Origin of the sequence: Mesorhizobium sp. CA5 (genome assembly GCF_020165105.1) — a bacterium.
GTDB lineage: Bacteria > Pseudomonadota > Alphaproteobacteria > Rhizobiales > Rhizobiaceae > Mesorhizobium.
This window is the reverse complement of record NZ_JAIUHJ010000001.1, coordinates 321,186-343,400: the sequence shown is the minus strand read 5'-3', so window position 1 is coordinate 343,400 and position 22,215 is coordinate 321,186. Positions and strand designations below refer to the sequence as shown.

The following is a 22,215-nucleotide window of genomic DNA, read 5'->3' as shown; positions in this document are numbered from 1 at the left end:
CAGCTTGGCGCATGCATTGCCTTGTGTAGCGCTGGTCGACCCCCACTCCGTCTCGGCTTCGCCGAGCCACCTCTCCCCGATCGACGGGGTAGAGGAAAGGCGCCAAGCTTTTTGCCGTCAACGCCCGTCCAGCAACGCTCCCTTCATTTCCCTCCGGAGGGGGGAAAGGTGGCGCTGCGAAGCAGCGACGGATTGGGGGAACCACCTGGCAATCAAGCCTCGGCCTGAGCAGTCGCGCCAGTCACAGAGGTTGTGTGCGTAGCGTAGTCGTTGTGGGGAGAGATCAGCAGCTCATGCCCCCTCACCCCACCACAACGACAAAATGCTTCGTCACCGGCTCGAGGATCTTCCACGTCCCTTTGAAATCGGCCTCGACCACGAAAGCATCGCCAGGGCCGACCTCGACCGGCTCGCCGCCGTCGGGCGTGATGATGATGCGGCCGGCGATCATGTGGACGAATTCATAATCGGTGTAGGTGACGTGATAGGTGCCGGGCGAAGCGCGCCAGGTGCCGGACATCACCTTGCCGTCCCCGGTGGTGTGCTGCACGGCCGTCTGCATGGTCGGCCTACCCTCCACGACGATCCAGCCCGGCAGGTCGCCGGCCTCGGCATGCTCGACGGCGCCGAATTTGAGAATGGTCTGCTTGGTCATGGGAGCTCCTGCGGTTGAGATTTACGTCAGGTGGGGCATAGCCGATGGCGCCAAGGTGCGCGAGTGATGCTGCGACATCGCGCGACGCGCTATTCCCGCTGGTCCGTGCGCCCTTGCGGGGGAGCGAGCGTTTTCCCGCATTTGCGAACGGGCTCGTCCCCGAGACAGGGGCCGCGCATTTTCCTCGGAACACCGGCCCCTCGAAACCGTTTATCCCTCGAAGGGGCGTCCTGCAACTCAAGGAGGCAGCGATGAAAAAGCTTCTGCTTGCTTCGATGATCGCCATCGCCTCGGCGTTCGCGATCGCGCCGGCCAGCGCCGGCAGCGTGCAACTCGGTATCGGCGTCGGTCCAGGCTATGACGACGACTATTATGGCGGATACTACCCTCACCGCTATTACCGGCATGTCTACGATGATGACGACTACTATGTCCCGGATCGTGAACGTTATGTGGTCCGCTATCATAGCCGGTATTATGGCGATAGTTGCCGGGTCAGGATCGTGAAGCACTGGCGCCATCACCACCGCGTCATCGAAAAAATCCGCATCTGCGAGCGCTGACCGAGCGGTGCCCATGATTGGCTGATCTCCTACTCGCGAGGGAGATGGCCGCCCGCCCATCCCCAGGGATGGGCGGGCGAATATTAGCAATTTGGAACATACCCTGCCTCCGGCGCGTTTATGGGGTGATCAACTCCAGGAGGAGGTAGTTATGAAAACGCTCCTGCTCGCCTCCGCTATAGCCATTGCGTCGGCATTCGCCGTGATCGGCCCGGCCAATGCCGGACGCCTAGAATTCGGGATCGGCATCGGGGACGGTTATTACGACGACTATTACAACGATTACGGGCCATATTACGGTGACGACTATTACAGTGACCCCTACATGTACCGGCCGTATTACCACCAGTATTATAGCTACAGGCCGCATTACTATCGGAATTACTATCTCCGGCATCACAGGCGCTGCCAAGTCGAATATGTGAGACACTGGCGTCATCACCACCGGGTCTACGAGGCGATCCGCGTCTGCAGGTATTGAATCTCGCTGGCAACGAGGGGCTGGCTTGTTAGCCGTTTTTGCGACCTATCCTCGAAGGTGACCACGCGCTGCGAATATTAGCGATCGGGAACATACGCTTGCAGCGACCGTTTATTTGGTAATCGGCCTTCAGGAGGAGGTTGCCATGAGAAAACTCTTACTTGCTTCGGCGATTGCCATCGCCTCCGCCGCAGCCACGGTCGCGCCTGCGGATGCACAGTTCTTCGGGCCGTTCGGCGGCTTCAGCCCGTTCTTCGGTGTCCCGTTCTACGGCGGCGGCCCGTTCTACGATTACGGCGGCCGCTATTACGGCCCGCGCTACTACGATGACTACTATCCCGGCTACGTGGTCCGCTATCCGCACTACCGGTACCATCGGTATTACAGGCACTACTACATCTATCCCCATCGGTACCACCACAGGCATCATCATCGGCACCATCACAGGCATCACCACGGGTATTATTACCGGTATTAGCGGGCCGGCGGACTGATCTCCCTCCTCGTGGGGGGAGATCGTGTCGGCGCCTTGCAAATTCCCGGCAAAATGCCATCTAATTCTCCGGCATCCACGGAGAACATCCTTGACGCAGCGAAGCGGCAGCGCCGACCTGCCGCTGCATGGCGGGCGGGTCCCGAAGTGGCTGGGCGATCGGATGACGAAGCTCGGCGCAGTGCTGTGCGAGGCGATCATCCACCACTACGGCCGCGATGAGCTTTTGCGGCGTCTGGCGCATCCCTTTTGGTTCCAGTCCTTCGGCGCCGTGATGGGCATGGACTGGCATTCCTCCGGCATCACCACCTCCGTCATCGGCGCGCTGAAGCGGGGGCTCAATCCGCTCAGCAATGAGCTCGGCATCCATGTCTGCGGCGGGCGCGGCGCGCATTCGCGCAAGACGCCCGGCGAGTTGCTGGCGATCGGCGAGCGCGTCGGGCTGGACGGCGATGCCCTGGCCACCGCCAGCCGGCTCGTCGCCAAGGTGGACAGCGCCGCCGTGCAGGACGGTTACGACCTCTATCTGCACGGCTTCATCGTCACCGATGATGGGCGCTGGGTGGTGGTGCAGCAAGGCATGAATGGCGATGCTCGCCAGGCACGCCGCTACCACTGGCTGTCGGAGGGGCTCAAAAGCTTCGTCGACCAACCGCATGCGGCGATCGAAGGCGAGCGCCAGGGCGAGATCGTCAACCTGACCGACCGTCGCGCCGAGAAAGCCCGCGGCGGCCAGATCGCGCTACTCAAGACGATGAGCCCGGAAAAGATCCTGACCGAGCTGGCCGCGCTGGAACCGCAGTCGGAGCCTGAACCGGCCGCGCAGCCGCTGCTGCCCAACCTCGTCATGCCGGCGCATCACGACGTGCGCGAAAGCGACATCGTCATGCGCCGCCTGCATGGCAACATCGCCTCGGCCATCGAAAGCGGCCCGAAGGATTTTCCTGAACTGCTGCTGGTCCCCGGTGTCGGCCCACGCACGGTGCGGGCTCTGGCCATGGTGTCGGAAGTGGTGCACGGCGCGCCCTATCGCTTCTCCGACCCGGCGCGCTTCTCCCTCGCCCATGGCGGCAAGGACCGCCACCCCTTCCCCGTGCCGCTGAAAGTCTATGACGAGACGATCACCGTGCTGAAATCGGCAGTGGGCAAGGCCAAGCTCGGAAGAACCGAAGAGTTGGAGGCGCTGAGGCGGCTGGATGGAGAGTCGCGCAGGATGGAGCGCTACGTGACGGGGCCGAGCCTGAAGGAGATCGTCGCCGGCGAGATGGACCAGTCGCATTTGCTGGGCGGACGGAGCGTGTTCGGGTGGGAGGGGAAGCCTGAGGGTGGCGAGGAGCCAACCTCCAAAACGCACACCGGACTCCGCAAATAACGTTGAAGGTCAGCGCTGCCCCTCATTGCCCTGCCGGGCAATTTCTCCCCGTGAACTGGGAGAAAGCGACCGTCGCCGATGCCGCGCTTCTCCTTCGCCCCGTTTACGGGGAGAAGGTGCCCGAAGGGCGGATGAGGGGCAGCGCCGAGCCTCTGCAAGTTCGCGTCAGCCACCTCACATCGTGATTCACTTTGCTTTGCTAAGTGGCCGCGTCCATGCCGCCCCCCTACCCGACCTTCTTCCCCATCATCATCCCGTAGTGCACCGCCAGCAGATCCAACCCCACCTTCAGCAGCTTCACCACCACGTCGCGGCCGTCGCCGCTGCGCTCGGCGATGGCCTTCACCGACTGGCCTTCGAGGCAGATTTTTCGGGCCACTTCCGCCACTTCCCAATGGGCGAGCGCAGCGGCAGCGTGGGCATACGCCCGGCCGGCTGAGAGCACCCGGTCCGGGACGCCGCCGCCGATCCGGCCGCTATCGACGCGCTCGCTCCAGGATTGCGGCTGCAGGCCTTCGCGCTGGCTACGCTCGAAATCGTCGCGGAAGCGCTGGCCGGCTTCGCGCTGCTGGCGGGTGAGCGAGGTGATGCCGGTGAGCGGATCGACATTGCGCAGGCGCACGACGCCGCCAGTGGAGGTGTAGCCGCCGTTCGACACCTCGTAGATGCGGCGCGCCTCGGCCGTACCGGTGGTGAGGCGCTGACGGCCGAAGCCGTCGGGCTTCAGCGCGAAGTCGTGACCGACGTCGCGGCGGATGCGCACCTGCTCGGCCTCGCCCTTGGGTAGCTTTGGCGGCTGGGGTTTCTTCGCGGCTTTGCGGGGCATGGTGCGGTCCTTGGGTTGGAATTCTAGAAATGTTGGCGCGAGACACCCTCATCCGGCTCGGCGCAGAGCGCCGAGCCGGATGCTCCCACAAGGGGAGAAGGGAGAGCCTGGTGCCCTCACATCACCTGCCGCGATGGCCGTGAAACCTTGCATGGTGATGGGCGCAGTAGGAGCGCGTGGCCGACGTCGGCAGGCCGCAGCAGAGCATGTCCGGTCCCGGGCGCGTGCCGACGGGATCGGCTTCGGCATCCTCGCGCAGCGCGAGATCGAGCGGTGCGCGGCAGCGGCCGAACAGGCAATCGAGAAAGCGCATGGCCGCGACGTGCGGCTGGCGGCCGGGGTTCACCGGAAGCGGCGGCGCCGGGAGCTTGTAAAGATGCGCTTCGGATTTTTCGCGGGTGCCGGGGGCGAGCCAGGCGGGCGGCAGGGTGCGCGCGGGTTTGCGCGGCTTGGGATTTTTGAGCTTGGGCGGAATGCGGGCAGTGACGACATTCGCTTGCGTGACGGTTCCATCGACGGACAGGTCTGCGGGACAGCACCCCCTCTGTTCTGCCCGTCCTCCGCAGCAGCTGCGGAGGGTGGACCGGACATCTCCCCCGCAAGGGGGGAGATTGACTGTGGCAGCGTCGGTGTCTTCCACTTGCCGCGCAAGCGCAGCCGGCTCGGAGAGCGTCACGCCTCCGGCCGCCGTCCTGCCCCGCCTGCCCGGACGATCCGGCCGGGCGTGCTTCCTCGGCCTGCCGCCGGCGCGGCCGCCTTTGGGATTGGCGAAGCCGATGGCGCTCAAACCGGCGTTGCGGTGGACGATGCCGATGATGGCGTTGCGCGAGACCGGGCTGCCGCGCAGCGCGCTGAAGCGGCCGGCGATGCGCGAGGCCGACAGCCCCTCCTTCAGTAAAGCGGCGATCTCGTCGATTTCCTTCTCGGTGTAGGCGGCTGCCATCTGCTCATTCCGTTGATTGCGAAGCGCTTGGGGCGAAGCGCCAGGCTTAAGGCCAGGCGCCAGGGTTCGGCCGCGAGGCCGTTTGGTGGTCAGGTCAGCGAAGGCGTTGAAGGTCAGGCGGCGCCGGCAGCGTTGTCTTGGCGCAATTCCGGACGGAAAACCGCTTCGCACTTTTCCTGGAATTGCGCCGGCGCCACGCCGGTCAGTCGCAGAAGAGCGGCCTCGGCCGCAGCCCGCGTCAGGCCCGACACCGCGCGGCCCGTCTTCCGGTCGAACAAGATGACGGTGCCGTCCTCTGTGCGGATGCAGCTTATGCCCGAATTGGGGGCCGGAGCCGGGGGAGGAACGGCTCCGGCCGTTCCGGTGAACCGGGGTGCGGGCGGTTCAGCCGGATCCGGGGCAAGCGCCCCGGAATGCGCCCGGACCGGGGAGGAGGACGGTCCGGACGATTGGAATTCGACAGGCGATTCGAACGGGAAAGACGGTTCGAATTGGAAAGGCAACGCGTTCATGCCGCCTCCTTTTGCGTGGCGGCGAACGCGTCGATGCTCCGCCAGGAATCGATAAGCCCTGAGATGCTCGTCGGCGGCACCGGAATCACCGGCTGGGCGGAAATGCTTGCGGGATGTTCATTCATGCGCTAAGCGTACGTTATGCACGAAATACGCGCAAGCGAAATCGTACACTTTGGACGATAATTTTCAGGCATTTTGTACGATGACGGATTCTCGGCACAGATTGCAGCAGGCGCGCGCCCAGGCCGGCTATGCCTCGCCTAGCGATGCGGCGCGGGCCTTGCGCGACATCAACAAGAACACGCTGATCAGCCACGAGAACGGCAACCGGCCGCTGTCGCGCAAGGCGGCGGAGAAGTACGGCCGGCTGTTCGGCGTCGATCCCGGCTGGCTCTTGTTCAACGGGGATGGCGCAGAGGCGGCGCCGGTCAATTTCGCCCCCTCGCCCGTCACCATAGATGTGCCGATCGTGTCGTGGATCAGCGCTGGCGAGCTCGGCAGCCAGGACAGCGTCGTCAATCTCTCCGACTATCCGACCATCCCCACCGCCGACCTCGAGGAAGGCGAGTGGATCGCGCTGCGCGTCGACGGGCCGTCGATGAACAAGATCTCGCCGCCGGATTCGATCATCTTCGTGAACCTGCGCGACAAGCGGCTGGTGACCAATGGCTGCTACGTGATTTCAGACGAGACGGGACGCGCCACCTACAAGCGCTGGCGCCCGAACGACAACCCGCCGTTCCAGCCGGCATCCTACCTCGACATCCCGCCGCCGGAGCTGGAGGGGGCGATCACGATCATCGGACGGGTGAAGCGGTCGATGATCGATATGTGAGGGGATAGGCCGGTGTCGTCCGGCAAAGGTCACGATCCTCCGCCCCTTTTGTCCTTTTGTCCTTTTGTCCAACCAGGCCAAGCGCATAAATTCAGCCCTTGCAATTTTTGCTTGCATTAAGGAACAAAAAGAGAACTATATAAGCGTCCGCCGCAGCAGCCGCGGTAACTCCGGGGGGGAGGATCAACAATGTCATGCCGCATCGGCGCGTTTTTGCGCGTGCTTGTTGGTGAGGTTTTGCGCAGGCCGCTGATAGTCCTGGCGGGGATGCTGGTGCTTGTCGGGCTGACCGAGCCAGCGCTCGCTGTTGTCAAGGACCCTGCCCTTTGTTTTGGCGACAAAAAAAGCGCCGGCGATGCCAAAGTCGCAGCCGACCGCCGCATTGCAGCCTGCAGCGTGATTGCCGAGGACGTCACGGGGGCATCCCCTTTGCGCGCCAAGGCTTATTTCTTCAGGGCCATGGCCTTGGACGACGAGCAAGACTGGGATGGCGCGATCGCCGATTATGGCGAGGTGATCGCGCTCGATCCCAAGCAGACTTCGGCCTATTTCAATCGCGGCACCGACTGGTCCAACAAGGGGGACGACGACCGGGCGATCGCGGACTTCAACATAGCGATCAGCCTGGAGCCGTCCGACAGCCAAGCCTATTCCAGCCGGGGCTTGGCCTTCCTGCACAAGGGTAAGGTTGACGCGGCCATCCTCGACTTCCAGCAGGCGATCGAGGCTGATCCGGGAAACGGCAGGGCGCATGCCGAACTCGGCTCCGCCTTGGCCGCGACGGGCGAGCAGGAAAAGGCGATCGCCGCATATGACGAGGCGATCCGGATCGATCCGACGGACGTGACCGCCTTGGTCAACCGCGGCATCGCCCACGCCGCCAAGGGCGGATTCGACCGTGCTATTGCCGATTACGACACTGCGCTGGGCATCGACCCCAGGAGCGCCGACGCCTATGCCAAACGCGGCGCTGCTTGGGCCAACAAGAAGGAGTGGGTTCGCGCGATCGCCGATGCCAACAAGGCGATCGAGCTCGATGCTGGAAACGTCGACGGCTATTACTACCGAGCCGTCGCCTGGGCGGGCAAAGGCAACGACGAACGCGCCATTGCCGATTTCGGCCAGGTGATCGCACTTGATCCGAACGATGCCGGAGCCTGGTTCGCCCGTTCGCTGATACGAGCCCGGCGCGGCGACGCTGCCGGCGCGGCGGCCGATTGCAGGAAGGCCATCGCGCTCAAGCCGGAGAAGGCCGGTGATTGCGATGCGGGACCCGCCGACGCCGAGGTGCCTGCGGTAGAAACGGCGTCCAAACCGGATCTTTCCGCTTTGACCAAGCAGTTGGAGGCCACTGGCAGGCAGATCCGTTCCAAAGATGCTGCCGCGCAAATCCAGGATGCATTGAAGCAGCAGGTCTCCGGCGACGTGCCGGGCGCGATCGCTTCCTTCGGCTATGCCATATCACTCGATCCCGACAACGCCGAGGCCTATTACGACCGGGCGGTCGCCGCGGCCTCGCAAGGAGACGATGCCCTTGCGGCGAGCGACTGCCGGCGCGCCGTCGAACTGGACCCGAAACGTGCCGACGCGTGCGCCGCGCTCATGGCCCAAACCGTTCCGGTCGCCACCACAAATCAGGCCGCCGCCAGGATATTGGTCGAACGCGCAGGAGCGCGTCTGGCAAAATATGGCGTCGACGGCGCACTGCTCGATTTCGACAAGGCGATCAGCTTCGATCCCAAAAATGCCGACGCTTATCTCGGCCGCAGCCGCGCCAGGACGCTCAAGGGCGACCAGGCCGGCGCGGCGGCGGATTGCCGGCGCGCCGTCGAACTGGATCGCGCACGGTCGGGAAGCTGCGACCAGCAGGCTGCCGGTGATGAGGGCAAAGCTGCGCCGGCGCCAGACCTGGAGCAGCCAAGACGGGCGATCGTCAGTCCGAAGTCTGCGACCGCGGCTTTTGGCATGCCACCGGTCGTGCTGAATTTCGCCGCCACGGACGACCTTGCCGAGAGGTCTCTCGAGGCGAGAGACCCGCATGAAGTGGAACTGATCCTGGGCGGCGACGCCTGGCTGGACATGGGCCAATATGACGAAGCGATCGGCGCCTATAATGGGGCTATCGCGCTCGATCCCGACAACCGGTTCGCCTATTTCGGCCTGGGCAACGCGGCTGTGAACAAACGCGCCTACGCCCAAGCGATTGCCGATTACGACACGGCCATTAAACTCGCCCCTTCTTTTACCACGGCCTATCTTCGCCGGGGTCTTGTGAAGATAATGTTGGGTGACGTGGACGGCGGGCTCGCCGACTGCAACAGAGCCGCCAAACTGGACCCGAAGGCGCGCGAAGCTCACTACTGCAAAGGCTTGGCCTGGCAGGCAAAGGGCGACGCCGGGCGCGCCATCGCCGCCTATTCGGTCGCCATCGGGATCGATGCCAAGGATGACGCCAGTTACTATGGGCGCGGCATGGCGCGCGCCGGACGGCAAGACTATGACGGCGCCATCGCCGACTTCGACCAAGCGCTCCGGCTCGACCCCGGCAATTCGGATTATGCCGCCAGCCGCAGGGCGGCTTTGGAGGCCGGCGGAGAGGCGCCCGAGCCTGCCGGCGACGCCTCCAAAGCGTATGGCTCCGATGTCGCGATGGTTATTGAACATGCCGACCAGCTAACCAAGCAGCACAAATTCGCTCGGGCGCTTGTCGAATACGGCAGGGCCATCGAGCTCGCCCCGGACGATGCCCTTGCTTATTATCACCGGGGAATGGCCAAGGCGCAGTCCGGCGACAACGACGGATGCAGGCAGGATTACGAAAGGGCCGCCCAGCTCGATCCCAACAATGCCGACATCGTCGCCACGTTGGCCGCTACGGTGGCGGCCAAAGGTGAAACGGAGCGCGCTATTGACGGCTACACGAAGGCCATAACGCTGAAGCCGGGCGATGCGTTCTTCTATTCATTACGCGGCGACGCCTTCAAAGATATCGGCGACTATGATCGCGCCGTCGCGGACTATGAACAAGTGATCAAGCTTGACCCCGACCGTGACGATATCGGCGGCCGGCGCGCGGAAGCAGTCGCCGCGAAAGCCGAGCAACAGGCGATCCTGCAAGCCAATCGAAATATGTCGGACACAGAAATTGCGCTGGCCGCCTTCACTGCGGGAAGCGACTGGTTCGCGAAAGGTGACAACAACCGCGCCTCCGCCGACTACAATTTAGCCGTCAAGCTCGCTCCCGAAAACGTGGTCGGCTATTTCGGCCGCGGCAATTTGTGGTTCCGCCTGCAGAAATACGATCGGGCTATGGCCGACTACAACAAGGCCGTGCAGTTCGATCCGAGCTTGGCCAATGCCTATGTCCGCCGCGGCCTGACATGGATGAAGAAGGGCAATTTCGATCTGGCCATCGCCGATTGCGAACGGGCGATGGGCATCGACGCGAAGTCGCGCGATGCGTATTTTTGTAGAGCCCTCACCTTTGAGACCAAGGGCGATCCCGACAAAGCCATTGCCGACTATGGCCGGGCGATCGATCTCAAGCCGCAGGACGCCTCCATGTATGTGGCGCGCGGCAAGCTTTTGGCGGACAAGAAGGACTACGGTCGCGCCATCGCCGATTTCGACAAAGCACTCGGCCTGCAGCCAGGCAATGCCGACGCCAGCAAGGGCCGCAAGCTGGCACTGGCCGCGAAGGCAAAGACGTCAGGCAAGATCGAGAGCGGAGCGGCGACCTCGGCAGGCAGCATCCCATCCGCAGCCAGGGCGGCTTTCAACGAGGCTCAGGTGCTGGACAACAAAAACGACTATGACGGCGCCATCGTGCAGTACGGCAAAGCGATTGTGCTGTTTCCCGCCTTCCGGGACGCCTATGTAGCGCGCGCCATCCTTTGGGAGACGAAGGGCGATTATGCCCACGCCATCGCCGATTACAGCCAAGCTATAGCCATCGACCCAGACATCGGCGACACCTACAGCGATCGCGGCCGCGTCCTCAGCTACCAGGGGGACTATGACGGAGCATCGGCGGACTACGAAAACGCCGTCCGCCTCGATCCAACGAACGCAAGGATCTATGCCGGTCGGGGCGCGTTCCGCATGAAGCTCCATAAAGACACAGGAGCACTCAGCGATTTCGAGACGGTGCTTAGACTCGATGGCAACAATGTTTTCGGTTACTCGGGCCGCGGCACGATCCGCGCCCGCAAAGCGGACTATGACGGCGCGATCGCCGACCTCAACCAAGCGATCAAGTTAAGGCCAAATTTCGCTGCCGCGTACAAATCGCGAAGCGCGGTGTGGGAAGCCAAGGGCAATCGCAAGCGTGCGGAAGCCGACCGCAAGAAGGCGCTAAGTCTCGGGGCAGAGTGAGCAGGGTGTCGGAGCGCAGGCGGATGTCACCTTGGAAATGGTTGCAAGTTGCGGCGGTCGTCCCCGTCAGCATCGTTGGGGCTGAAGTGATGCCAACGATGTTCGGCGGCGGCAGACATCATCACCATCAATCAGTGGAGATGCCGCCCCAGCCGGTAACCACCGCCGACATCGATGCCGAAATCCAGAAGCAGGATCTCCAGATCTTCGAGGCTATCGCCCGCGAATTTCCGGACGACTACGACGCGATGTTGCGCAAGATCACTGCCGCGGCCCAGACCGGAAACCAAACAGAAGTGCGCAATGCCAGCAGGCAGGCGGTCGCCGATCTGAGGCACAGATACGCACCGCTCCTACCTTCGGCGCCGGACAGCAACGTCTCGGAAGCGCTTTCGGCGCAACTCGACATGCTCAATCATGTCATGGCGCGCGAAACGCCGACCACCTGCAACAATTACCTGCGCAACGGGCCGGACGCGATCAGCGCGCCCGGCCACGATTTCCGGGCTGACCTGGACAGGATCGGCGCCACCCTGTTCCGCGCCTTCGGCGCCGCCAAAAGAAGCGGCCTACCGGCGGCAGTGCCTAGCGATCAGGACTGGTCGCTGGTCGCCGACGTTTTCACGAAGATCGGCGGCACGCCGGCCGAGGTGGAGGCTATCTCGAACATCAACCAGGGCTTCCCGGGTCTGTGCCCGGCCATGGCGAAATTCTATGAGGCCGCCCTAGTAATGCATGGCGAACCCGGGTGGCACATTAAGACCGGGCTGCTTCTTGCCATCGTCGAGAATTAGGCACCGCACCGGATTTCCGGGCAGGTTCCGGCGCGACACTGCGTTCCTGCGTCCTCTCAGGCACTCAGAAACTCGTTGCTGAAAAATGCCCCGAGATCCGGCCTCTCGTTCATCGCCTTGCCATTGCCGTCGAGCAATATCCCCGAGGCGAACAGATACCCGCCCATCGCCTCCATCTTGGCCTTGTCCATCGTGCCGATGGCGCCGTCCGCGCTTTTCAGGAAGTGCCCGTCGTTCAGCGCCTTCAGCGAGGCTTGCACCAGCGCTGGGTTGGTCAGCGTATCCTTGTTCGCGGCGATCAGCAGCTCGCCCGCCTGCTGCGCATGATCGACGGCGAATGCGTAGCCGCGCCGCGTCGCCTGGACGAAGGCCGCGGCCGCCTGTCGGTTGGCGGCGAGGAAGGCGTTGCTGGAGACGATCAACGTGGTGTGCTCGTCCGACACGCCATAATCGGCATAGCGGAAGCTGCGCTGCTTGAGGCCTTTCAGTCCGGCCTCGACGCCTTCCCAGGTCGAGACTTCCAGCGTGAAATCGACCGCGCCGTTGGCCAATGCCTCATAAGCCGAGGTACCCAGCGTCACAGTGGAAAACTCACCTTTGCCGCCGTCATGGCGGATGATGGTCGAGATCAGCGCGTTCTCCCAGGCGCTGCCGAAGCCGCCATAGGTCAGGCCGTCGAGATTTTTCGGAGTCTTGATGGCGGCGCGGTCGGCGTTGAAGACGACGCGACCGGTCTCCGACTGGACGACGGCGTAGACGGCCTTCAAATCCGCGCCCGCGCTCTTTTGCGTGAACAGGCCGAGCGAGCCGGAAATGCCGAAATCGGCGACCTGGCTGGCCACCAGCGTGCCCGAGCCGGTGTCGCCATAGGGCAGGATTTCGACCTCGATGCCCGCATCGCGGTAAAAGCCCTTGTCGCGGGCGACGAACAGGCCGATGTGATTGGTGTTGACGGTCCAGTCAAGCGCGACGGTGATTTTTTGCGCGGCGGCCCGGGCACGTGCAGCAGTCCCGGCAAATGGCAGGCTGGCGGCCAGAAGCATCGCCTGGCGGCGGGTGAAGTCGGTCATCGGTTTTCTCCATCGGATGGTCGGGAAATCGGTTCGGCGGCGCCGAGCAAAATGTCGAGGATGCCGGCCTCGATCCCGGCGACCTCACGGGCAAACGCCGTGCTCTCGGTGCGCGGGCGCGGCAGCGGCACAGCCACCTCACGCACCACGCGCGCGGGCCGCGCCGACAGCACATAGATACGGTCGGACAGAAGCACCGCCTCGCGCACGTCATGGGTGATGAGCAGCGCCGTCCAGCGATGGTTTCGCCACATCGTCTCCAGCCAGCGCTGCATGGCCGCGCGGGTGAGCGCGTCGAGCGCGCCGAACGGCTCGTCGAGGAGCAGCATGTCGCGCTGCTGCACGACGGTGCGCAGCAATGCCGCGCGCTGGCGCATGCCGCCGGACAGCTCGGCCGGCCAGGCGCGCTCGAACCCGGCAAGGCCGAACTCGGCGAACAACGGGGCCACGCGCTCGCGCGCCGCGCGGCGCTTCATGCCCTGCACCTCGAGCCCCAGCGTCGCATTGTCGATGACGCGCCGCCACGGCATCAGCGCATCGCGCTGCGGCATGAAGGCGAAGCGGGCGCCATCGAGCGGCGCGCCGTCGAAGCGCATCTCGCCCTCGCCCCGGATCGCGCCGGTGAGTAACTGGAACAGTGTCGACTTGCCCGCGCCGGAGGGGCCGAGGATCGAGACGAACTCGCCCTCTTCGACATGCAGCGAAATGCCTGCCAGAACCTCGAGCGCGCCGAAGTTTTTTCGCATGTTGCGGAGCTCGAGCCGGGTCATGGCCGGCCCTCTCGGGAAGGCTTGTCGCCATAGCGCCCCGCCCTTTCGCTCTTTGCATTTTCCCAGGGCATGGCGAGACGCTGGGCGAGCACGGCGAGGCCGAACAGCGTGAGCGTGAGCGCCGAGCTGACCGCGACGGCGGCGAGCACCAGGTCGGGGCGGAAATTGTTCTTGGCGTTGAGCATATAGATGCCGAGCCCTTTGGCGGCACCCGCATATTCGGCGAAGATGGCGCCGACCACCGCATAGGTGATGGAGATGCGCAGTCCGGCGAAGAAATAGGGCAGCGCCGACGGCAACCGAGCGAGCCAGAAGATGCGCCGGCGCCCTGCTCCCATGGCGGCGAGCATCTGGCTGATTTCCTTGGCCGTGGCGGCATAGCCCTCGACCAATGCCACCATCATCGGAAAGAAGGTGACCAGCGCCACGAGCAGGATCTTCGGCAACAGCCCGAAGCCGAACCAAAGCACCACCAGCGGCGCGATCGCCACCAGCGGCAAGGTCTGGCTGGCGATCAGGAGCGGGAACAGCGCGCGGCGCAAGGGGGCAAAGAAGTCAACCAGCGCCGAGAGGATGAAGGCGGCAACGAGCGAGCATGCAAAGCCCGCCAGCGTGGCGCGGATGGTGGGAAGCGTGTTGTCGGCCAGCGCCGCCCGGTTCTCCCAGGCCTGCGCCAGCACGCGCGAGGGTGTAGGGAGCACGGTAGGGGCGATGCCGCCAAGGCGGGCGTAGAGCTCCCAAGCGACGAGAAGGAGAGCGAATGCGAGGGCAGCGGGGAAGATCTTGGCGATGGCGGACGCTACAGCTGATCTCCCCCCTTGAGGGGGAGATGGAGGGGGGCGCGAAGGAACGCCAGCTTTCGAAAGTTGTGCGAAAGCAATTGGCGAACGCCGCGCGCGCAACCAGTTGAGAGGCCGGCGGGACAGCACCCCCGTCTGCCCTGCCGGGCATCTCCCCCGCAAGGGGGGAGATTCGCCGTCACCTCTGCCTTCGCCAATCGCCGAAGGTTCCCCTCTCTCCTGCGAGATGGGACTGGGGGCATCTCCCCCACGCGATGGATCAAGCCAAACAGCCACGACATCTACCTCGATAGATCGAGCTTGCGCTCAAGCCGCGGTCGGGCTGTTCGCCGAAATGGTGATGTCGAGCGTCACGTGACCGGCGCCCGGCCCGAAGCGGCAGAAGGCTTCGTTCAGCGTGGCGAACACCGCGCCGGCGTCGCCGCGCAGCTTGGTGCAAAAATGCTTGGAGCGTTCGAAGACGCCCGACTGTTTCAGGAAATCGATGCAGCCATAGATCTCGTCCATGTGGTCGCCGGTGCCCATCACACAGAGCGAGAATTGCGCCGCCACCGGCTGGTTGGTCGAAAGCGTGGCCCCGACGGCGCGCAGCGCGGCGCGCTTGCGGTCGTCGAGCGGGATCGCCGGGCCGCCGATCTCCTCGGAGCGGCAGATCGGGTCATCCGGCTCGCCGGGGCAGCCGCGCGAGACGGCTGCCGACAGAACACAGTGCCTGCCGCTTTTGGCGGCCGCCACGAACAGGTCGCGCATGGCTGGGAACAGCACCTCGGGCGGCCCGACCAGCAGCGTCGAGATATCGTCGGTTTCGATCCTCAGCCTGTCGCGGTAAGGATCGAGCGCGCCAAGCGCGCCAAGGATCACGCCGACGAAATCGTCGGCCATGGGATAAAGGGAAATCTGTGCGCCGGAAAACATGGCCCGCCTCGCTCCGCTGGTATTATCCAGATCAGCTTTAGGGTCCGGAGGCTTGCCGCCACCATCTCAGCCCCGACCGTACGGAGCACCCCTGTGGATGGCGGGGTTAAAGCACTGTTTACGGTGCTGGGAAAGCGGTTTTTTGCGGTGTCAGTTGGGCCAGGCGCCCATCTCCCTATGGGAGATGCCGATGGTTATAACCGTTTTATCTAACCTATTTTGTCGTTCAAATTGTACGAATCTCGCTTGATTGCTTTTCGTACGTAAAGTACGATACTTCCCTTCCTTTGAGGGGATTTACTTGAACACCGCGAACCATGCCGCTTTTGCCGACCTCTCCCATCCGTTGTTGTCGCCTTTGCCGCTCGCCGAGCGCGAACGCCTTGCCGGCGCCTGGCGCGTGGCCAGCCAGGACATCGCCGACGACATCCGCTTCATCCGCCAATATCTGAAGGTGATCGCCGAAAAGGAGGAGCGGCTTTCGACCGGCGCGCTGGTGCATGGCCGCGCCTATGTCGAGGCCTGTGCCGCCTGGCTGCCGGAAACGGCGGCGCGGTATTTGCGCAACCTCAGGCTGATCAGCGAATGCGAAAGCGCGATGATCGCCGCGGGGGTCAGGTTTGCCCGATCGAGCGATGCGTGGTGAGCGTTCTGATCTCTTTCGTTAGAGAAGGGAAGGAACTCCAAGGCCGCCAGCGACGCGAACAATCATGTCGCTGCAACCCTTGGCTCTAAGCCTCGAAAAATGCATCGTTTCACACAATCGCCAATTGGTGGACGCGGGCGAGGGGCCGGGCGTTAATTCTGCGCAGGCGAAGGAGGGTAAAGCCGTATAGCAGGGAGGAATTCGTTTTGATGGACCAACAAATCGACATCGGCATACAGTCTGACGATCAGCCCTACGAAGTCACTTCATTCGCCCGCAAGCATGGCCTGACGGTCCCGGTTGCCGACGCGGTCCTTTTCGCCAAAGGTCCGTCGCCGTCACGCGCAGCTTGCGACATGGCAGCGCTTGCCTTCCTCTGCGCGGTCGCGCGATACGCCGGAAAACAAGGGACGCGATAGCCTCCTCTTATAGCTTAATTGCAACCCGCATGCCGCCGGCCTGGCTGCTGGCGGCAGCGATGCCGAGCGTGCCGGTCAGCCGGCCGCCATGGTCGAAGCCTTCGCTCAGAGGTCGTGACAGTTCAGCGGGGAGCGTAGATGCGAAGCATGGTGCCATTATCGTAAGCGGCCGTCACGAGGACATTTAGCCTGAGCGCGTCCGTCAAACCGCTGAATAGCGGTTTGCCACCGCCATAGGCGATCGGCCGAGTCAGGATGATATACTCATCAGCCCTGCCTTCGACAGCGCCTGAGCGAACACTGCGCCGCCCCATGCAATGATTTCGCCGCCGGGTTGCTTTTTCAATTTAGCGATTTCCTCGTGCAGGTCACCTTTAGTGGACTCTGGCCAAGTCGCCTCTTTCAGTGTTTTCGAAAACACGACCTTGGGGATGTCGTTCATCGGCGCGGCATAGGCATCCGCGGATTTTTGCCAGTACGGCCCCATTTCCTCGTAACTCACGCGGTCCATGATGTGTGCCAGCGCGACTGATGCGATCGAGCTTCCACCGCTTGAGCTCTGCCGTTCAGGAAAACCGCCCGTCGACATTCCTACCGGCCCTACGACATATCCGTCGACCGACATGGTCATGATCAAGACGGCTTTGCGTATGGTCGGTATAGCCTCCGGGCACAGTTCTCACACGGAGCGTCGCACCGTCACATGATCCGGTGGAAAGGGGTGCAGGCCTTGGCTGGCGGTCAGCCCTTGGTCTTCTTGGCGGGGGACTTTGCCTTGGCCGGGCCCTTGGCGGGCTTCTCCGCCTTGGCCGCTTTCGGCTTGTCGGCCTTGGCGGCGGCGGCCTTTTTCGGGCTCTTGGCTTTCGGCTTGCCGGCCGCATCGACTTCGGCCGTCGCCTGGTCCCAATGCTCCTTATGAGCGCCTTCGGGCCGGCCGGTCTGCTCCCAGATCTCGTGCGCGCGCTGGCGAATGCGTTCGTGCCTGTCGTCCGTCACTGTCGCCTCCTGATGTTGGGACGGTTCCCCGGCGCGAACATTAGCCGAATTTTCGCGTGTCGTCTTCGGTATCACGAACAAGCGACCGACCTGGACGGCAATTTCGCTCAGTGTCCGTCGGTGACGACCGCGATGCCCAGATGCGCTGCCTTTTTTGTAATCAATCCGGCTAAATCCGCGTCAGAGCGGTCGGTCCCCGTGCGCTGGCGCAGCAGGGTAATCGCCTCGTGCATCGACAGCAGGCCAGTCCTATGTTCGGCCAAAAGCTTGTCGACTTGGCGTGCGATGTCAGGTGATTCGACGTGTGGATGATGCATGGCAACGACTCCTTCCGCGCTTCGTTGCCTCCCAAACCACTGCCCTATCTTAGGCCTTATGCCCGGATGCGAAAAGAGCCCGATCCTTGTCCAGTGCTTCGGAGGATCGGGCTCTTCCAGGGCTGGATCTACTCGATCACCTGAACAACGCGGCGCGTGCCGGGATCGATCAGCACGGTATGGTCGTTGACGACCGCATAGCGGTACTGGACGTCCGGAACCTGCTGCAACTCGACGGTGTCAGGCACGGTCGAGCCGACGCCAAGCTCAAGGCCGAGCACATTGACCGAGGCGATCGGATGCTTGTGAACATATTCCTTGACCACGGTCTGCTGCTCGGGGGTGACGATCACCTCGTCCGCGGCCGCGATGCCGATGCCGGCCATCAGAGCCAAGCCGGCGACAGCTGGAATGAGGGTGGTTTTCATCGTTTCTCTCCTGTTGCGTTGGTGAGCTCCGCCCTGCCTCCGCAGGGGCGGAAACACGAGCAGGTCGAACATGGGAGCTCCCGGGGCAAACGCCGCCGGCAGGGTGTTGTTCCGTCAGCGGCGACTAAATGATTTGGCGGAACCTTCGCATCGGCTCCGCATTTGGAAGGCATTGAAACTGCCCAAGTCTTTGAAATCCTAAGGATGCCGCAGTCATGCAGGAAGGCTCCATCAGAAGCGACATCGAACTTCGCCCCCCCGTGGCCATCGCGGTGGGTGCCGGCTTCAAGCGCGAGATCGCCTCTCTTACCGCGATGCAGAACTTTCTCAAGGAATGGCCCCAGGCCATGCGGGGCGGCAGCTACGCCAATGCATTCCGCGCCTGTGAGGCGGCGCGGAGCGGAGAGATCGATCTGGACAAGGCGCGACAGGCGTTCCTGGTCTTCGCGCGGAAGGCCGGGATCGAATGGACGGGCGCCGATCCCGTCGCGGTGCTGCGCGAAGCAAAGATCAGGCGAATCCGGGCACGCGAAAGCCGGGCACCAAACCGGCACGTGCCTGGCTAGGCCCAGCCTCGACGCGTTCGGCACACCATGTGATCGGCGTTGTCCTGCAAGGTGATCGGCGTTGTTATGCAAGTTTTGGGATTTGCCGGCCGATCCTGGGAGGAAGCTCGGCGCCTCCTGGCGTCCATCGTGCCTGCCGACCGCCGCCTTCCCGGCTGACGGTCGGGCTGAAACGATCCGGGATCTCGACTGGTAGCCGCTGTCAGTTCGGTGCCGATTCGCCCAGCGCCTCGGCAACGAAGGACGCAGCGATCAGATCGTCGGCCTCAATGCGTAGGGAGCCCTCGCCGCCCCCCATGATCGCCGCGACCTTCTGGAAAGCCTTCATTTCATGCTCGGTGATCCGGGCGTCTTGCATCCTGGCTTTGAGATGGGCAACACGCATCCCGAGCGAACGGGATGTTCCGATTTCTCGTTTCGACATGTTGGTAAACTCCTCCTCGCCCCGCCGTACTGTTCGCCACCGCCCGTATTTTCACGTTGCCACTGGTTTGTGTTGTCTATGAGACAACGTGAACCAGAGCCGGTAACTCAAGCGCTGAGGGAAGGTTCCGTTAGCACATGGTAACAAAATAATAATCGGTTAATGGCCCGTCGCCGTAACCAGGCGGCGGGCCATCCGATTTGATGCGCTATCGATCAATCGAGGACCTTGACGATCTTGCGGGTACCGGGGTCGACGATCACCGTCCGGTTATCGACGACGACGTAACGGTATTTGACGTTGGGCACTTCATGTAATTCGACCGTGTCGGGAAGCGTGCTGCCGATATTCAGCTCGACGCCCGGAACCTTCACCGAGGCCAACGGCTGTTTATGCACGTATTCCTTGATCACGGTTTCCTGCTCCGGCGCGATCACGACATCCTGCGCGGCAGCCGCGCCGATACCAGCAAGCAGCAGGAAGCCAGCGGCGGCGGAGGTGAGGTGCATTTTCATTGGTCGTCTCTCCTATGTGGATCTGAATCGAATCGCCTGAATGCTGCGCCTGCGATTTTCCACAGCGGGTCGGCATTGCCGTAACGCCGTTCGCCTACCCTTGTTCCTGCAAAACTGGACCGGTGCCTGCAAAAACAACCGCCGCCGTGTTCCGCGACCATCGCTTCCGACCGTGGCACCAATTTCGGAACAATGCGTTTCGGGCTGGGTTACCCATGCGAAGGGACCGACTTTCCGAGGAGAAAATCCAATGAAACATCTGCTGATCACAAGCATGATCGCGCTCGGCGTCGGTTGCGGCGCCGCGATGGCGCAGACCGAGTCCGCGCAGCCGAGCGGCGGCGACAATAATTGCACGGCCGGGACGGCCGATTGCCAAAAGGGCGGCAAGGCGGGCGGCCAGGCTCAGGGTGAGATGAAGTCGCAAACCCAGCAGAACGCCCAGGGCAAGGCTGGCGCAAACACCGAAGAGCAGGCTCAAGGCAAGACCAAGATGAAGACCGAAGAGCAGGCTCAGGGTCAGTCAGGCGCCAACACTGACCAGAACGCCCAGGACAACACACAGCTGAAGAAGAAGCAGCAGGCGCAGGGCAAGACTGGCACCAGCACCGAACAGAACGCCCAGGGCACCACCAAGATGCAGACTGAGCAGAACGCCCAGGGCAAGACCGGTACGACCACCCAGCAGAATGCCCAGAACAAGACGAAGACCCAGACCGACCAGCAGGCTCAGGGTAAGACCGGCACGACCACCGAGCAGAACGCTCAGGGCACCACCAAGATGCAGACTGAGCAGAACGCGCAGGGCAAGACCGGTACGACCACCCAGCAGAACGCCCAGGGCAACACCAACGTCGAGACCGACCAGAACAAGACGGCGTCGATCAATAACGTGACGGTGGAACAGAGGACGCAGATCACGCAGGTCATTCATGAGAGCCATGTCGAACCGGTTCGCGACGTTAGCTTCGACATCTCCGTCGGCGTCGAGGTGCCGCGCCACAAGGTGCGTCTGCACCGTCTGCCGGCCCGGATCGTCAAGATCGTTCCGGCTTATGAAAACTATGAGTATTTCGTCTTGGCCGATGGACGCATCGTCATCGTCGACCCGGACACCTACAAGATCGTAGTGATCCTGAGCTGATCCGGTCAGCATAGCGGATAAGGGCCCGCCCAGGCGGCGGGCCTTTCTGCGTGGAGAGGCATCTTAAACCCGGCAGGCAGTCGCCCGCATGCGCTGCGGTCCATTAGGCATGACTTGAATGTCGCCGGCTCGGGAACGATCCGGCGCAATTGCCAGTTGTCACAGCGGAAGTCCTGCGCCCGTGGTCCCTGTCGGGGCCGGACGAAAGGGCAATGGGGCCGCCGGCAAACCGTTCAAGCTTGCGGTCCACTCGGAAAAGGTGCATGGGTCAAAATGGGTAGAGATATGGGCGAGATCGCTGATGGCCGAATATGGTCGCGGCGCTCGGTTGGGCAAATGTATTTTCCGCAGTTTCTTGTGGGAATGGTTGGCACGCTTCTAGTGATCCTCGGCTGGACCTTCATGTCCACGGGATCTGTCTGGATGGCGATCGGTTGGACATTCCTGGCGGCCGTGGCTCTGCAGGCCGGCTATTTCGTGGCCGTGCTCTGGCTCGTGCACAGTGAGACCCGCGTAACCGACGAAGGCAAAGCGGACGTAAGCGCGGCACCCGCCAAGATGCCCGGACCGTTCGAGCGCGATGGCATCATCCACGCCCTCATCTTGCGGCTGTTCCCGAAACTGCTTCCCTGATCGCTTTGCGTCGGTTCCGGCCGCGGACCGATCATCTATTGCTTGTCGACAGGCATCCACGCCGCAATAGCCCGGCACGTTGCCTCTTCAATTCGACCGCAAAGGCCATGCTTCACCTCGGCGCCAGGGCCCGAGGCGCCATCCGTTGCATCGGAGCCGATAGACCGCCACTAGCTTTGCATCAGCGATGGGCCGCCATCAACAAAATCGATGCGGCGCAACCAAACGCCGGCTGCAGCTCTCCTTGATCGGAGGCTGTAGCCGGCGCGCCTGAAATCCCTGCTCGGTTTCGCCCAGCTAGCGCGCGGTGGCCGGTGAGGCCGAGCGCACCGTTTCCGTCGACGAGAAGACGACGAAGCCGAAGACCAGCACCGCGGCGGCCACGATCAGCGAGCCGATTGCCACGACCGGCTCGATCTCCGGGTGGCCTCCCGCCAGCATCCAGTAGAGCGCCGGCAGCATGATCACGATGCCGACCGTATAGAGGCCGTAATGGATCATGGCGATGCGGCGCTCGGCCTTGGCCGGGTTGAGCGCATAGTAGCCGCCGAAAATGGCGCTGGTGACCCAGCCAAGAAGGTTGATGTGAGCATGCGCCGGAAAGGCACCGTGATCGCCCGAAATCGCCATCTGTAGTCCGGCGGCGACGCCCAGGACGAGAAAGACGATGGCCGTCTTGAAGAAGAGTTCCGATACCCGTGGCATTTGTTGTCCTCCCAAT

Annotated in this window: 27 protein-coding genes and 1 riboswitch; of the genes, 11 read left to right on the top strand and 16 right to left on the bottom strand. The window is 63.1% G+C overall.

Annotated elements, in window-relative coordinates; genetic code table 11:
* Positions 1-301: 301 nt before the first annotated feature.
* Complete coding sequence (locus LB529_RS01915) at positions 302-655, bottom strand: cupin domain-containing protein (RefSeq protein WP_224710004.1); 354 nt, start codon at positions 653-655, stop codon at positions 302-304.
* A 251-nt stretch (positions 656-906) separates the two neighbouring features.
* Between LB529_RS01915 and LB529_RS01910 the strand changes: the two genes are divergently transcribed.
* From LB529_RS01910 to LB529_RS01895, 4 genes are all read left to right on the top strand, one after another.
* Positions 907-1,218, top strand: coding sequence for a hypothetical protein (locus tag LB529_RS01910; RefSeq protein WP_224710003.1), 312 nt, complete (start codon positions 907-909; stop codon positions 1,216-1,218).
* 151 nt (positions 1,219-1,369) lie between these two features.
* Entirely contained in the window at positions 1,370-1,699 is a 330-nt protein-coding gene (locus tag LB529_RS01905) for a hypothetical protein (RefSeq protein WP_224710002.1), read from the top strand.
* A 145-nt stretch (positions 1,700-1,844) separates the two neighbouring features.
* Positions 1,845-2,177, top strand: coding sequence for a hypothetical protein (locus LB529_RS01900; protein WP_224529568.1), 333 nt, complete (start codon positions 1,845-1,847; stop codon positions 2,175-2,177).
* 106 nt (positions 2,178-2,283) lie between these two features.
* Positions 2,284-3,564 carry a DUF763 domain-containing protein gene (locus LB529_RS01895; RefSeq protein WP_224710001.1) on the top strand — a complete coding sequence of 427 codons (1,281 nt, stop codon included), beginning with the start codon at positions 2,284-2,286 and terminating at the stop codon, positions 3,562-3,564.
* A gap of 226 nt (positions 3,565-3,790) precedes the next feature.
* Here the strand turns inward: LB529_RS01895 and LB529_RS01890 are convergent, their stop codons facing one another.
* The 3 genes from LB529_RS01890 to LB529_RS01880 form a co-directional block, all read right to left on the bottom strand.
* Complete coding sequence (locus tag LB529_RS01890; RefSeq protein ID WP_224710000.1) at positions 3,791-4,390, bottom strand: DUF6456 domain-containing protein; 600 nt, start codon at positions 4,388-4,390, stop codon at positions 3,791-3,793.
* A 121-nt stretch (positions 4,391-4,511) separates the two neighbouring features.
* Positions 4,512-5,333 (bottom strand): GcrA cell cycle regulator, encoded by an 822-nt coding sequence (locus LB529_RS01885; RefSeq protein ID WP_224709999.1) that lies wholly within the window; start codon positions 5,331-5,333, stop codon positions 4,512-4,514.
* Positions 5,334-5,446: 113 nt separating this feature from the next.
* Entirely contained in the window at positions 5,447-5,845 is a 399-nt protein-coding gene (locus tag LB529_RS01880) for a hypothetical protein (protein WP_224709998.1), read from the bottom strand.
* A 205-nt stretch (positions 5,846-6,050) separates the two neighbouring features.
* Here LB529_RS01880 and LB529_RS01875 point away from each other — a divergent pair, with 205 nt between their 5' ends.
* A complete protein-coding gene (locus LB529_RS01875) occupies positions 6,051-6,683 on the top strand; it encodes a helix-turn-helix transcriptional regulator (protein ID WP_224709997.1) in 633 nt (210 codons plus the stop codon).
* Between the two features lie 192 nt (positions 6,684-6,875).
* On the opposite strand, the gene LB529_RS01870 is transcribed toward LB529_RS01875, so the two are convergent.
* Positions 6,876-7,163 (bottom strand): hypothetical protein, encoded by a 288-nt coding sequence (locus tag LB529_RS01870; RefSeq protein WP_224548551.1) that lies wholly within the window; start codon positions 7,161-7,163, stop codon positions 6,876-6,878.
* Between LB529_RS01870 and LB529_RS01865 the strand changes: the two genes are divergently transcribed.
* Entirely contained in the window at positions 7,143-11,057 is a 3,915-nt protein-coding gene (locus LB529_RS01865; protein ID WP_411962418.1) for a tetratricopeptide repeat protein, read from the top strand. The two genes, LB529_RS01870 and LB529_RS01865, sit on opposite strands and share 21 nt — an antisense overlap.
* Before the next feature lie 23 nt (positions 11,058-11,080).
* Positions 11,081-11,851: a hypothetical protein gene (locus tag LB529_RS01860; protein ID WP_224709995.1), complete on the top strand. Its 771-nt coding sequence runs from the start codon at positions 11,081-11,083 to the stop codon at positions 11,849-11,851.
* Between the two features lie 56 nt (positions 11,852-11,907).
* Here LB529_RS01860 and LB529_RS01855 read toward each other — a convergent pair whose 3' ends face one another.
* The 4 genes from LB529_RS01855 to LB529_RS01840 all read right to left on the bottom strand — a co-directional run bounded on the left by LB529_RS01855 (position 11,908) and on the right by LB529_RS01840 (position 15,406).
* Positions 11,908-12,921, bottom strand: coding sequence for an ABC transporter substrate-binding protein (locus tag LB529_RS01855; RefSeq protein WP_224709994.1), 1,014 nt, complete (start codon positions 12,919-12,921; stop codon positions 11,908-11,910).
* Entirely contained in the window at positions 12,918-13,691 is a 774-nt protein-coding gene (locus LB529_RS01850; RefSeq protein WP_140845427.1) for an ABC transporter ATP-binding protein, read from the bottom strand. The genes LB529_RS01855 and LB529_RS01850 overlap by 4 nt, the downstream gene beginning before the upstream one ends.
* The gene (locus LB529_RS01845) at positions 13,688-14,482 is read right to left on the bottom strand and encodes an ABC transporter permease (protein ID WP_224710119.1); all 795 of its coding nucleotides are present in this window, start codon (positions 14,480-14,482) and stop codon (positions 13,688-13,690) included. Before LB529_RS01845 ends, LB529_RS01850 begins: the two co-directional genes overlap by 4 nt.
* Before the next feature lie 315 nt (positions 14,483-14,797).
* Entirely contained in the window at positions 14,798-15,406 is a 609-nt protein-coding gene (locus LB529_RS01840) for a Ykof family thiamine-binding protein (RefSeq protein ID WP_224709993.1), read from the bottom strand.
* A riboswitch (TPP riboswitch) is annotated at positions 15,397-15,509 on the bottom strand. Its footprint overlaps the gene before it by 10 nt.
* A 198-nt stretch (positions 15,510-15,707) precedes the next feature.
* Here LB529_RS01840 and LB529_RS01835 point away from each other — a divergent pair.
* Positions 15,708-16,052, top strand: a complete 345-nt coding sequence (locus LB529_RS01835; protein ID WP_224709184.1) for a hypothetical protein — start codon at positions 15,708-15,710, stop codon at positions 16,050-16,052.
* 669 nt (positions 16,053-16,721) lie between these two features.
* Here LB529_RS01835 and LB529_RS01830 read toward each other — a convergent pair.
* From LB529_RS01830 to LB529_RS01815, 4 genes are all read right to left on the bottom strand, one after another.
* Entirely contained in the window at positions 16,722-17,108 is a 387-nt protein-coding gene (locus LB529_RS01830; RefSeq protein ID WP_411962412.1) for a dihydrofolate reductase family protein, read from the bottom strand.
* 104 nt (positions 17,109-17,212) lie between these two features.
* Positions 17,213-17,467 carry a DUF2934 domain-containing protein gene (locus LB529_RS01825; RefSeq protein ID WP_224709992.1) on the bottom strand — a complete coding sequence of 85 codons (255 nt, stop codon included), beginning with the start codon at positions 17,465-17,467 and terminating at the stop codon, positions 17,213-17,215.
* Positions 17,468-17,574: 107 nt separating this feature from the next.
* Entirely contained in the window at positions 17,575-17,784 is a 210-nt protein-coding gene (locus LB529_RS01820) for a hypothetical protein (RefSeq protein ID WP_095768291.1), read from the bottom strand.
* Between the two features lie 128 nt (positions 17,785-17,912).
* Positions 17,913-18,212 (bottom strand): DUF1236 domain-containing protein, encoded by a 300-nt coding sequence (locus LB529_RS01815; RefSeq protein ID WP_140541659.1) that lies wholly within the window; start codon positions 18,210-18,212, stop codon positions 17,913-17,915.
* 215 nt (positions 18,213-18,427) lie between these two features.
* Here LB529_RS01815 and LB529_RS01810 point away from each other — a divergent pair, with 215 nt between their 5' ends.
* Positions 18,428-18,778 carry a DUF982 domain-containing protein gene (locus LB529_RS01810; RefSeq protein ID WP_095768289.1) on the top strand — a complete coding sequence of 117 codons (351 nt, stop codon included), beginning with the start codon at positions 18,428-18,430 and terminating at the stop codon, positions 18,776-18,778.
* A gap of 202 nt (positions 18,779-18,980) precedes the next feature.
* Here the strand turns inward: LB529_RS01810 and LB529_RS01805 are convergent, their stop codons facing one another.
* Both LB529_RS01805 and LB529_RS01800 read right to left on the bottom strand, forming a co-directional pair.
* The gene (locus tag LB529_RS01805) at positions 18,981-19,202 is read right to left on the bottom strand and encodes a hypothetical protein (RefSeq protein WP_140541743.1); all 222 of its coding nucleotides are present in this window, start codon (positions 19,200-19,202) and stop codon (positions 18,981-18,983) included.
* Positions 19,203-19,417: 215 nt separating this feature from the next.
* A complete protein-coding gene (locus LB529_RS01800; protein WP_224529617.1) occupies positions 19,418-19,717 on the bottom strand; it encodes a DUF1236 domain-containing protein in 300 nt (99 codons plus the stop codon).
* Positions 19,718-19,967: 250 nt separating this feature from the next.
* On the opposite strand from LB529_RS01800, the gene LB529_RS01795 reads away from it, so the two are divergent.
* Positions 19,968-20,861: a DUF1236 domain-containing protein gene (locus tag LB529_RS01795; RefSeq protein WP_224709991.1), complete on the top strand. Its 894-nt coding sequence runs from the start codon at positions 19,968-19,970 to the stop codon at positions 20,859-20,861.
* Between the two features lie 285 nt (positions 20,862-21,146).
* Positions 21,147-21,494 carry an exopolysaccharide production repressor protein gene (locus LB529_RS01790; protein WP_224529620.1) on the top strand — a complete coding sequence of 116 codons (348 nt, stop codon included), beginning with the start codon at positions 21,147-21,149 and terminating at the stop codon, positions 21,492-21,494.
* 297 nt (positions 21,495-21,791) lie between these two features.
* Here LB529_RS01790 and LB529_RS01785 read toward each other — a convergent pair whose 3' ends face one another.
* Positions 21,792-22,199, bottom strand: coding sequence for a hypothetical protein (locus tag LB529_RS01785; protein ID WP_140845421.1), 408 nt, complete (start codon positions 22,197-22,199; stop codon positions 21,792-21,794).
* Between the last annotated feature and the right edge of the window lie 16 nt (positions 22,200-22,215).

What these genes read in the sequence shown, in the direction of transcription:
- LB529_RS01915 (WP_224710004.1), bottom strand. Translation starts at nt 655, where the DNA reads ATGACCAAGCAGACCATTCTCAAATTCGGCGCCGTCGAGCATGCCGAG.
- LB529_RS01910 (WP_224710003.1), top strand. Translation starts at nt 907, where the DNA reads ATGAAAAAGCTTCTGCTTGCTTCGATGATCGCCATCGCCTCGGCGTTC.
- LB529_RS01905 (WP_224710002.1), top strand. Translation starts at nt 1,370, where the DNA reads ATGAAAACGCTCCTGCTCGCCTCCGCTATAGCCATTGCGTCGGCATTC.
- LB529_RS01900 (WP_224529568.1), top strand. Translation starts at nt 1,845, where the DNA reads ATGAGAAAACTCTTACTTGCTTCGGCGATTGCCATCGCCTCCGCCGCA.
- LB529_RS01890 (WP_224710000.1), bottom strand. Translation starts at nt 4,390, where the DNA reads ATGCCCCGCAAAGCCGCGAAGAAACCCCAGCCGCCAAAGCTACCCAAG.
- LB529_RS01885 (WP_224709999.1), bottom strand. Translation starts at nt 5,333, where the DNA reads ATGGCAGCCGCCTACACCGAGAAGGAAATCGACGAGATCGCCGCTTTA.
- LB529_RS01880 (WP_224709998.1), bottom strand. Translation starts at nt 5,845, where the DNA reads ATGAACGCGTTGCCTTTCCAATTCGAACCGTCTTTCCCGTTCGAATCG.
- LB529_RS01875 (WP_224709997.1), top strand. Translation starts at nt 6,051, where the DNA reads ATGACGGATTCTCGGCACAGATTGCAGCAGGCGCGCGCCCAGGCCGGC.
- LB529_RS01865 (WP_411962418.1), top strand. Translation starts at nt 7,143, where the DNA reads ATGGCCTTGGACGACGAGCAAGACTGGGATGGCGCGATCGCCGATTAT.
- LB529_RS01860 (WP_224709995.1), top strand. Translation starts at nt 11,081, where the DNA reads ATGTCACCTTGGAAATGGTTGCAAGTTGCGGCGGTCGTCCCCGTCAGC.
- LB529_RS01855 (WP_224709994.1), bottom strand. Translation starts at nt 12,921, where the DNA reads ATGACCGACTTCACCCGCCGCCAGGCGATGCTTCTGGCCGCCAGCCTG.
- LB529_RS01850 (WP_140845427.1), bottom strand. Translation starts at nt 13,691, where the DNA reads ATGACCCGGCTCGAGCTCCGCAACATGCGAAAAAACTTCGGCGCGCTC.
- LB529_RS01840 (WP_224709993.1), bottom strand. Translation starts at nt 15,406, where the DNA reads ATGTTTTCCGGCGCACAGATTTCCCTTTATCCCATGGCCGACGATTTC.
- LB529_RS01820 (WP_095768291.1), bottom strand. Translation starts at nt 17,784, where the DNA reads ATGCATCATCCACACGTCGAATCACCTGACATCGCACGCCAAGTCGAC.
- LB529_RS01815 (WP_140541659.1), bottom strand. Translation starts at nt 18,212, where the DNA reads ATGAAAACCACCCTCATTCCAGCTGTCGCCGGCTTGGCTCTGATGGCC.
- LB529_RS01810 (WP_095768289.1), top strand. Translation starts at nt 18,428, where the DNA reads ATGCAGGAAGGCTCCATCAGAAGCGACATCGAACTTCGCCCCCCCGTG.
- LB529_RS01805 (WP_140541743.1), bottom strand. Translation starts at nt 19,202, where the DNA reads ATGTCGAAACGAGAAATCGGAACATCCCGTTCGCTCGGGATGCGTGTT.
- LB529_RS01800 (WP_224529617.1), bottom strand. Translation starts at nt 19,717, where the DNA reads ATGAAAATGCACCTCACCTCCGCCGCCGCTGGCTTCCTGCTGCTTGCT.
- LB529_RS01795 (WP_224709991.1), top strand. Translation starts at nt 19,968, where the DNA reads ATGAAACATCTGCTGATCACAAGCATGATCGCGCTCGGCGTCGGTTGC.
- LB529_RS01790 (WP_224529620.1), top strand. Translation starts at nt 21,147, where the DNA reads ATGGGCGAGATCGCTGATGGCCGAATATGGTCGCGGCGCTCGGTTGGG.
- LB529_RS01785 (WP_140845421.1), bottom strand. Translation starts at nt 22,199, where the DNA reads ATGCCACGGGTATCGGAACTCTTCTTCAAGACGGCCATCGTCTTTCTC.